The following is a 10,653-nucleotide window of genomic DNA, read 5'->3' on the forward strand; positions in this document are numbered from 1 at the left end:
ATTTCAAAAACAAGAAGAAATTGTCTTTCAGTTTCTTCCTGGTTTTGTATTATTTGATGATTTAATTCCAAACTCTATATAATGATAAAGCGTATTCTTTTTTTGATCGCCCTTATTTTACAGTTTAGCTTTCTACATGCCGGCATTGTGATTCTCAACGGGCTTACGCATTCTTATACAATAGAAAACGGAAAAGTTTACAAAGGGAAAATTGGTATCGAGAACACGGGAAATAATGCTCAAAGTGTCAAGTTATTTTTACAGGACTTCGCCTATAATGCCGATGGAACAACCCATTATACGGCATTACATACCAATAAAAGAACTAATGGTGACTGGATTAAGCTCAACACGAATTTAATTACCCTGAAAGGGAAAGAAAAAACAGAGGTATTCTATGAGATCACAGTTCCAGATCAACCGGTAGATCCCGGCAGCTACTGGAGTGTAGTGATTGTAGAACCCGTAGATGATATAAAGCCCAGTGACAATAAACCAGGGGTGAATATCACTTCTGTCATACGGTATGCCATTCAGATCATTACAGATTATGATACAGAAAAGGCCAAACCGGACCTTAAGTTTGAAAGTGTAAAAGTAGAAAAAGAAGATGGAAAGCAAACTGCAAAAATTGCCATAGCCAATAAAGGGAATCTTTACTGTAAACCAACGGCCTCTATTGAGGTCTATAACCGTAAAACAGGAGAAAAAGTAGGGACTTATTCAAGTTTAACGATGGGGCTGCTGCCTTCTACTTCTAAAACCTTTTACATTGACATCAGCAAAGTACCGCCGGATAAATACCGTGCTATGATAATGGCTACAGATGAGGAAGAGAATGCCTTTGCCCTCAATGTGGACTTAGACGTAAAAAATGATTAGAATTTGGACATTATTTATTACCATACTATTTTTCCCGGTATTTATTTTTTCACAGAAGCAATCAGACCGATTGAACAGTAAAAAAGATAGCCTAACTCCGGGAACATCTACATCTATACCTTTTACATTAGAAAATAACTCGGATGAGAACAAAACCTATGATATCTCAACGAATGTTTCAAGTCCGCTTATTATTCCCATTTTAGAAAAAGGGGAATTTCAGATTGCTCCCCATGAAACTTCAGTATATCTTGTTCCTTTGCGTATCGCAGCAGAAACTACTCAGGGTGATTATTCAGTAACCTTACATATCAAAGACCGGAATACCGGAATTTCTTTTGTAAAAACTTCAAAAATTATCATTTCCGGCAACAGAAGACTTTTTGTAACGGCATTAGATTCTCCAGAGTTTATAAGGGCCGGAGAAACTATCCGTTCTTCTTTTCTTTTAAAAAATAATGGAAACGTAACGGAAAATATTATTCTGGAAAGTAAAAATGCTATTGTTGATCATGATGCATCATTGGTTTTGGAGCCCAATGAGTCAAAAATTATTACCATCCACAAAGTAACTCATCCGGAGCTCCGGCAAAATGAATATCAAAATCTAAATCTTTCGGTATATCCTAAAAATAATCCTAAGGAAAATCAAAGTGTTTATATAAGTACCCAGGTTATAGCGGTAAAGCCCACAGAAAACGATATTTATCACAGGCTTCCCATCTCGGCCTCATTATCTTTCATTGGAATGAAAAATATGGGTATTTACAATGATGGCTTCCAGGGGGAGATTTATGGTAAAGGATCGTTGGATAAAGAAAATAAAAACCAGATTGAATTTCGGGCCGTTACCCACAACCCTATAGAATTCAACACATTTACCCAATATGAAGAGTATTTTGTAAATTACAAGCGGGATCATTTTTTTGTCCACCTTGGTGATAAAACGTATTCTTCATCCTTTTTAACAGAGTTTGCAAGATACGGCCGCGGAGCAGAAGTCCGATATGATTTTAATAAAGTGAGTGTGGGTGGCTTCTATAACCATCCGAGGTTTTTCAGGGATATTAAAGATGAATTTAATATCTATTCGGCTTTCAGGATAAGAAAAGAATCAGAACTTTATGTTGGATATCTTTACAAAACTCCTAGAGAAGGGGAAATAAATTACAGTAATGCAAGGTTAGACTCTGATGCCCATCTTCCCTATGCTAAGGGAAAATTCAAGGTTTCAAAAAACATTAATCTTTCCGGAGAATTTGCTTACAGTACCACAAAAAAAACAGACGGAACAGCTTATATGCTGCAGGGTGAAGCTATTTTTGAAAGACTTAACGGAAGTTTAATGTATATCAAAGCAAGCCCGGAATTTGCAGGATATTTTACAAATACCAATACCTTTAACGGTAATATTTATTATAATGTAACCAAAAAGCTAAGTGTTTTCGCCAATTATATGCAGGATGCCAAAAATTTTCAGCGGGATACTCTTTTGCTGGCTGCACCTTACAGAAAATATTTTCAATATGGACTGCAGTATAAATATCTTTCTAATGGTTTTATCATGCTTAACAATGGCTATCAAATCTATCAGGACCGTTTGGAACCCCGGCAGTTTGATTACTATGAACGATATTTCAAAGTTATTATTAATCAGCAGATTGGAATATTTCAGATGAATATTGAAGGACAGTTTGGTAAAACGGATAATTACCTTACAGGATTTAATGGGGATTCCAGTTTTTACTCTGCCAATCTCTCCTTTCAAAAATTCAGAACATCTTTTAATCTATTTGGAAGTTATGCCGTCACTTCCCGATACCAGCTGCAAAATCAAAAAAATTTCTATTACGGTGCCAGAATCTTCAGCCAGTTTTCTGATAAAACCAACCTAAGTCTTTTTTACCAGAACAATTATATGCCTGAAGAATATTTCAAAGACAGAAATTTATTTGAACTTCTGTTCCATCAGCAGTTATTTTCCGGGCATGAGGTTGACCTTTCGGGAAGATATTCACTGCAAAGAGGAGAAATAGGAAATAAAGATTTTATATTTTCAATGCGCTATACCTGGCGTCCCAATATTCCGGTACAGAAAACTGCCGAATACATTACTTTATCAGGAAATATCAGCAACTTGGGAATAAAAAAGACGGAGGGAGTAAGATTAATGCTGGGAAGCTATTTATCAATTACAGATAAAGAAGGAAACTACTTATTTAAAAATGTGATTCCCGGTAATTACTTTTTGGAAATAGACCGTTCCACCACAGAGATCAATGATATTCCTACCTTGGCATTTCCCACAGCACTTTCTCTTATTAATAAAGAAAATATCTTTAATTTCGGATTAACTACAGCAGCCAGTGTACAGGGTCATATTCAGCTTGTAGAAACAGCAAACAGGGATCAGACAGGTATTTCAGAATTTCTTGCAAAGAAAGAAAAAAAGAAAAAAGAAAGTATCATTGTAGAAGCTGTCGGCAATGATCAGACGTACCGTAAAATCTGTTTTATAGGAGAGGATTTTGATTTTACCTATCTCCGGCCGGGTGACTGGACAATTAAAGTGTACCGGAACGGTCTTGATAAGCGTTATAAAATTTCAACCGATAAATTCCAGTTTACTTTAAAGCCTTCTGAAACAAAAAAACTAAGCATTAACGTTGTCAAACAGCAGATAGAAATCAGATACCAGCAGGAATCCCTAAAGGTAAGTTATAATGAAATAAAAAAGAAGAGATGATTTTAATCCGTTCCATAATATTAATAGTATCCTTTATTCTCTCCGGTCCGGTGTATTCCCAGACTGCTAACAGTACTGTTACTATAACTTTACCTGTAGTAACGTTAATGGATGTTGAGCCTACAGGAAATATTACGTTGAATTTTACAGCTCCTACCGAGGCTGGAAATGCTCTTGGCAATCCAACTCCCAATACATCAAAATGGATTAATTACACTTCTGCCATTACTCCCGCAGGCCTTACCAGAAGAATTACGGCATCTGTAAATAAGGTCATTGATGGTGTTAATATAAGACTGCAGGCCGCAGCAGCTTCCGGAGCAGGAGGAGGAACACTGGGAACTTCTTCAGGGCAGGTTGTTCTTACGACTACGCCTGTTACAGTTATTAGTGGTATTGGAGGCGCCTATACCGGAAATGGAGCCAATAATGGCCACAGACTTACCATCTCATTAGTTCCGAATAATTATGCTAATGTATTGACGCAGGCTAATACGGCTATTACAATTGTTTATACCATCACTGAATAAAATTGAAATGAAAATCAATAGTCACTTTCTCAGAGAAATACGCTTACAAAAATATCTATACTTTATTGCTTTCACAATGAGCAGTTACCTGAGTGCACAAACCATAAGTGCCAGTGGAAGTGGCTGGGCCGTAAGCGTCCCTTCTATTACTGAAGCAGGAAATAACTATGCCGGAACTTATGAGAGTGCCACTAATATCACAACATTATCCGGATTTTTACCGGGATCTTTTTTAAATCTTCTTTCAAGTGGAGCTGCCAGGGTCAGTATGCATTATAATCCTGTTTCCTGGAACAGTGCGCTGCATCTTTACACAAGAAGAAGTGGAGGAAGTACTGTTATTAACGGACTTTGTCTTCTCTGTAGTGCAACGGTCAATGGAGGAACTACTTATCTGGAAATACCTCCAACAACGGATACATCATTTTTTACAATCAACTTTACCGGAGTTTTAGGACTTGGTAACAGTGTCAATTTCTCAGCAATTAATGTGCAATTTCAGATAAGTGGTGTCTCTGTAGTCATTCCTGCCAAAGCATATAGTGCGCAAGTAGTTTTTACCATAGGACCTAATTAAAAGTCTTTTTAGCCAACCTTTTGTTCATGAAAGAGAGTAGTATAGATGACTTTAAAACATATAAAAAGTCCTTCATCAAATGATAAAGGACTTTTTTGTATATAATTTTTAATTAATGCTTTGCCCACCAAAGAGGTGTTAAAACAGCATCAGTTCCTCCAAGCAACTGCACTGCCTTATCATATCCGGTTTGGTCAGTATTTCTGAATGTACTGGGATATCTCAATCTTTGCGGAAAATTCTGAATAGAATTAGTCATATAGTTTCCTGAATTTAAATTAGGTAAATTCACCAATGGAGTTTCCACCGCCGGATTTTCAAAGAATGGTAATCCTAATCTTCTCTGATCATTCCAGGCTTCTAACGGAAGCCATGGTGTATTGGCTAAATATTTTTGCGTGATGATCTTCGTTAACTTATCATTTTTAACTGATCCGTTTTTGTAAATAGTATTCACAGGATATTTAATATCAACAGAAACCAGATTACCCGTTGCAGGATCTTTATATTTCATACTGTGACTCGCTCCGGGTTCTGTTATATGCGTATAAGAAACAGAAGTTCCGTCACGGTTATAATCTGTGGAAGCAATATACTGTCCATAGAATTGTGACACACCATTATAAGTAAAGCTGTCTTGTATCCCTTTGTTATAAGCAGCTTCGTCACTCATAGGAACAGACCATCCTTTTAAGGCAGCTTCTGCCATAAGGAAATAGGTTTCCCAGCTTGCAAAGAAAATCCTTGAATTTTTACTTTCTCTGTATTGTTTGCCTAATGCAGGCATACATCCTACTACATTTCTTAATCCGTTTCGCTGTCCTTTTACCCCCCAGTTCCCAATGGTATAAGCATTCCAGGTATTTACGGCATTAACAGTTATTTTAGAATTATCAGCAAACGTCAAATCACCGTAATTGGTGGTAGCCTGATTGGTATAGGTTGGATAAAGAGAATAAACAGGACTTGTCAAATCTCCTGGGATATAGAACGTTTTATAAGCTCTTGGGTCAATTTTATTAGGAAGCCCATCCAGCCAATAACCCGCACTGGGATCATTCGTCATTGTGGTGAACTGCTGATCATATTTTATTCCCACATAATCAGGGGCTTTCACAGCAGTATGCTGGGCTGCAGGCAGCTGGTCCGTAGAATTAATTCCCCCTAATCCAATATACATATTATTAAGAGTTGCCGATAAGATTTGAGAATTCCATTCTCTGGACATTACTCCTGATAGTGGATTCCAACCAGTGTCTTCCTTTACTGTAAAATTGTCTGCACTTGTAGTGATCAACATATTAGAGTTGGCAGCCGATTCAAACTCAGTTTTTGCTTTTGCAGGATCTACTTCGGCAATTCTCATGGCAATTCTCATTCTCATAGAATTGGCATATTTTACCCATTTACCCCAATTAAAACCATATACCATATCATTAGCATTAGGATTTCCAGGAACGGGTTGATTGGTATCCATTTTAGCAACTGCATCTTTCAGTTCATCTAAAATAAAATAATAGATTTCTTTCTCAGAATTAAAACCCGGATTTGTTCCCTTAAATGCCTGGATAGGCTGTGGTCCAAAATTATCAGAAAATTCACTCATCAAATAGGCCCTCCAAATTCGGGAAACCTGAATGAGATTATCATAATGGGGCTTACCTTGCCCTATTGCTTTTTTTTCATTGGCTATCTCAATCGTTGCATTGGCATTATTAAGCCATTCTGAAATGCCTTTCCAGTATTCAACAGTCCAGGAATCATCGTATGTTCCCCCGGCAATCCCTGTTGTCAAATGCTGCCTTCCTGCAGTTTTCCAGTAGAGAACAAAAACACGCTCCGCAATATTAGGATCTTGCTGAGCACCCAAAATAGAATTATTCAAAAAATATTCAGGTTCAGCTTTATTAATGTCCACTGAGAAAGGATCATTGTTAATGTCCTCAAAATCGTTGCATGCCGTAAAAATTGTGGCCAGCGCTATGAAAGATAAAATATATTTTTTCATGATGTTATTATTGATATTAAAATCCTAATGTAATAGTGAATAAATAAGATCTTGTAGTAGGGAAAGCCATATTTTCAAATCCTACAGCATTGGAGTTAATGGCAAACACAGATTCAGGATCTATTCCTTTTGCTTTACTGTAAATCATCCATACATTATTGGCTGTAAATGAAACTTTAGCGCTTTGTAAAGCTAATTTTTGAAAGATACTTTTAGGAAAACTATAAGATACCTGAACATTTCTTAATCTAATATTAGTAGCATCGTAAATATTCTGTTCTGTAATTCCAAGATTGCCAGCCGTAACAGCAGCCCAATAATCTTGTTGAGTAATTTCTTTTGTATTAGATACATACCCTCCACCATTTTGTTGTACCACAGCATCAAGTACGAAATTATCCCGCCTTCCGCCCGGTGCAGTATCAGCTGCAAGCCCTACTTTTTGTAGAGCGGATTGAGTGGATGAATAAAACTTTCCTCCAATACGCCCATCAATAAGAAAAGAAAATCCAATATTTTTGTAAACGAAGCTATTTGTAAATCCAAATAAGGCTCTTGGAGTTTGATCACCTAAATAATACTGATCAGGAGTAGCTTGAGGTAAACCGTTTTCTCCTACAATGAGCTTACCAAAATTAGGGCTATTAGGATCTTCAACTCTTAAAAATTTCGTTCCATAAATAGCTCCATATGGTCTACCCACTTCCGCAAAAATACCAACATTATCAAAACCAGCCAAAGGGTACTTTAAAACATTATCATCAATCTTATCGATTACACTTTTCAATTTTGAGAAATTGGCATTAACATTCCATGTAAAAACCTCTTTTTTAAAAATATCTGTATTTAAAACAATCTCAATTCCGCTATTACGAAGTCCCCCTGAACTTATTTTTTTAGCTTCATAACCGGAAAGAGGATTCATAGGCAAATCAATCAATTGCCCTGACGCACTGTTTCTAAAATAACTAAGATCTAAAGAAACCCGGTTAAAGAATTTAAGGTCTGCACCTACTTCAAAAGTTTTCAGTTCTTCAGCCTGCAAATTAGAGTTATAAAGTATTTTTTTTCTCCCAAGAACTGCATGGCCACCAGGATCAGCACCAAGCTTATAAGTATTATATAATTCGTAAGGATTTAAAGAATTTCCTGTTACAGCATAGGCTGCACGCAATTTAGCAAATGTCAATATTTTAGAAGTCGTCCCGTTCAATTTATTCAGCATTTCAGTTAAAACCAAGGAGGTACTTATGGATGGATAAAAATAGGATCGATTTTCGATAGTTAAAGTAGAAGACCAGTCATTCCTTGCTGTAGCATTGATGAACCAATAACCATCATAATTAATTTCTGCTGCTGCAAATACTGAGTTAATTTTTTTCCAAAAATCTACTTCATTATTAGCTATACCTGCAAGGTCACTTGTATTATTTACACTAAAGACATTTGGGACAATAAGGTTCTGAGTAGAAAAATAAAGAGCTTTAGTTCTGCTTTCCATCATTTGCCCATATACGGAAACTGAACCTCCCCATTTTCCAAATAAATTATCTTTTTTAGCCGTAAGACTTGCTATATAATTGTTTTCATAAAACTTCTCTTCATTTGTTGCATAAGAATTTTTACGTGAAGATCCTGTCCACACCCTTGCATCAGAATTTAAAGAATAAAAATCCGTACCAAGTCTAACATCTGCACTTAACCAATCATTGAATTGATATTTAAGATATCCATTTAGTAAAAAACGATCTTTTTTATCTGCATTAAGGCTATTATAGGCTGACCAATAGGGATTAATTCCGTTAGGTGTAATCCAACGAGATGTTATATCATTCTGAGTTTGCCCTGCCTGATAATCTCTTATATCGATATTTTGTGGCATAAGGAGAATATTAGAATAATAATTACCATCTCCTCTTCCTCCAGAAGGCCTGTTTTTGGCTTTTGAACTAATATATTGTACTTTTACTTCTGATGTCCATCTTTTGTTTGCACCAAAAGTTGAATTCATTTTGGCCATAAAGTTGAATCTTTCAAACTTGGAATTAGGAATTTGGCTGTTATCATTTAAGTAATTTGCTGAAGTATATAAACTTGTCCCTTCTCCTAAGTTCTCCTGAAAGCTCAAAGTATGTTGTGAATTAATACCGGTTTTGAAAAAATTCTTTAAATTATCATATCTTTTTGATCCTGTTTCTCCAAAACCAGGGCCCCAAGAAGATATATTATCACTATTAGCAGGATTAGGTGTGCCATTAAGCCCTAAACCAAAGCTCTCCTGCATATCAGGTTTCATAAAAAGGCTTTCAAAACCCAGGCTTGTAGAATAGGTAATCCCCAGCCCCCCTTTCTTTTTACCAGTTTTTGTAGTAATCAGAATTACACCATTTCCTCCTCTTGATCCATACAATGCAGAAGCTGCACCTCCTTTAAGAACAGAAATACTTTCTATATCTTCAGCATTAATATCGCCTAAACCGTTTCCCATATCCAAGTCAGGATTCCAAAAATCATTATTGTAATTCCCGTCATTTTGTTTAGGCTTCGATCCTAAATTGTTACTTAATGGTACCCCATCTACCACAATAAGAGGCTGATTATCGCCTTTAAATGAGTTAAACCCTCTAAGATTTATCCTTGATGAAGAGGCAGGTCCAAAACCTGCTTTTATGACTTGTAGTCCAGAAACCTTTCCTACCAATGCATTGGTAACATTTGTTTCTTTAGCATCAACAAGGGTCTGTCCTTTCACATCCTGGAAAGAGTACCCTAAAGCTTTCTTCTCTTTTTTAACACCATAAGCTGTTACAACGATCTCATCAATTTTTGAAGCTTTAGTAGAGTCGGTATTCTGTGCATACAATCCATTAAAGCAAAAAATTACAGATGGGAGAAGTCCTATCTTAATTATTGTTCTATTCATATAATATATAATGATTTAAACAAATATAATATTTTAACAGTATTTAATAGTATGCCACTAAAAATTAAATAATATACATAAAAATAACATTGATTTAATGGGAGTTATCTAAATAAAAGTTAATAAATCTCATATAAATAAAGGGAAAAACAGAGCAATTATGAATCCCAAAAAACGGTTGAGAGTAAGGAAAATCAAGAAATAAAAAAATGAAATGAAAATTAGAGTTATTTAAAAGCTAAGCTGTTTATTTAAACTTTATAACATTATAAGAATGGTAAGATTATGTCTGTTATAGATAGCCCCCTGTCTGTAAATTCAGTTCGTTCAATTCAGTTTAAGATATACTATTCAATAGGGCGGACTTTTAACCGTTCTTATTAAAATACAAAACCATCCATTGGCTTTATCTTAAACTTCAATGGGTTTAATGATTTTGAGTGTTACCGGTTTTAAGTTTTGGCTAAAGCCATATTGGGGATGCTCTTGTTTAAATGGGCTAAAGCCCATTTCTATTGAATAATCAAATAAGCGGAGTAAATATAAATGATGGATAGTAATGAACAGAGTGAAGTGATCTGTGTTATAAATGATGAGTGATAAGTGATAAGTGATAAGTTATGAGTTATGAATCGTCAATGGTCAATGGTTAATTGTGAATAATAGCTCCTGTTGTAAATTCAGTTCGTTCAATTCAGTTTAAGATATGATATTCAATAGGGACGGGCTTTAACCATTCTTATTAAAATACAAAACCATCCATTGGCTTTAGCCTAAACTTAATAGAAGGGTTATGAGTTAGGAGTTGAGGGTTGACAGCACTATCAACTATCAACTATCAACTATCAACTATCAACTATCAACTATCAACTGAGGTTGGGTATAGTTTAGAGTTGGAGTATAGGAGTATAGCAGTTATAGTATATAAACAAAAAAAATCCTCTATCTTACGATAAAGGATTTTTAAAAATAAAATAAAAACTGGCG

The 10,653-nt window shown here is 35.6% G+C and carries 6 protein-coding genes; 4 read left to right on the forward strand and 2 right to left on the reverse strand.

Features of this window, described 5'->3' with window-relative positions; translation table 11 throughout:
- Positions 1–81: 81 nt before the first annotated feature.
- The 4 genes from MP478_RS22130 to MP478_RS22145 are packed head-to-tail and all read left to right on the forward strand — an operon-like array spanning position 82 to position 4,735.
- Entirely contained in the window at positions 82–882 is an 801-nt protein-coding gene (locus MP478_RS22130) for a WxL protein host-binding domain-containing protein (RefSeq protein WP_230037323.1), read from the forward strand.
- A complete protein-coding gene (locus tag MP478_RS22135) occupies positions 875–3,628 on the forward strand; it encodes a hypothetical protein (RefSeq protein ID WP_257201683.1) in 2,754 nt (917 codons plus the stop codon). Before MP478_RS22130 ends, MP478_RS22135 begins: the two co-directional genes overlap by 8 nt.
- Positions 3,625–4,158 (forward strand): hypothetical protein, encoded by a 534-nt coding sequence (locus MP478_RS22140; protein WP_257190067.1) that lies wholly within the window; start codon positions 3,625–3,627, stop codon positions 4,156–4,158. The genes MP478_RS22135 and MP478_RS22140 overlap by 4 nt, the downstream gene beginning before the upstream one ends.
- Before the next feature lie 7 nt (positions 4,159–4,165).
- On the forward strand, positions 4,166–4,735 hold the full coding sequence (locus MP478_RS22145; protein WP_257201684.1) for a hypothetical protein: 570 nt from the start codon (positions 4,166–4,168) through the stop codon (positions 4,733–4,735).
- A gap of 112 nt (positions 4,736–4,847) precedes the next feature.
- Here MP478_RS22145 and MP478_RS22150 read toward each other — a convergent pair whose 3' ends face one another.
- On the reverse strand, positions 4,848–6,743 hold the full coding sequence (locus MP478_RS22150) for a SusD/RagB family nutrient-binding outer membrane lipoprotein (RefSeq protein ID WP_257201685.1): 1,896 nt from the start codon (positions 6,741–6,743) through the stop codon (positions 4,848–4,850).
- A 16-nt stretch (positions 6,744–6,759) separates the two neighbouring features.
- On the reverse strand, positions 6,760–9,666 hold the full coding sequence (locus tag MP478_RS22155) for a SusC/RagA family TonB-linked outer membrane protein (protein WP_257201686.1): 2,907 nt from the start codon (positions 9,664–9,666) through the stop codon (positions 6,760–6,762).
- Between the last annotated feature and the right edge of the window lie 987 nt (positions 9,667–10,653).

Source organism: Chryseobacterium sp. WG14, from assembly GCF_024586945.1.
In the GTDB taxonomy this organism is placed as follows: domain Bacteria; phylum Bacteroidota; class Bacteroidia; order Flavobacteriales; family Weeksellaceae; genus Chryseobacterium.

Coding starts and splice junctions, on each gene's coding strand:
- MP478_RS22130 (WP_230037323.1), top strand. CDS start 82: ATGATAAAGCGTATTCTTTTTTTGATCGCCCTTATTTTACAGTTTAGC.
- MP478_RS22145 (WP_257201684.1), top strand. CDS start 4,166: ATGAAAATCAATAGTCACTTTCTCAGAGAAATACGCTTACAAAAATAT.
- MP478_RS22135 (WP_257201683.1), top strand. CDS start 875: ATGATTAGAATTTGGACATTATTTATTACCATACTATTTTTCCCGGTA.
- MP478_RS22140 (WP_257190067.1), top strand. CDS start 3,625: ATGATTTTAATCCGTTCCATAATATTAATAGTATCCTTTATTCTCTCC.
- MP478_RS22150 (WP_257201685.1), bottom strand. CDS start 6,743: ATGAAAAAATATATTTTATCTTTCATAGCGCTGGCCACAATTTTTACG.
- MP478_RS22155 (WP_257201686.1), bottom strand. CDS start 9,666: ATGAATAGAACAATAATTAAGATAGGACTTCTCCCATCTGTAATTTTT.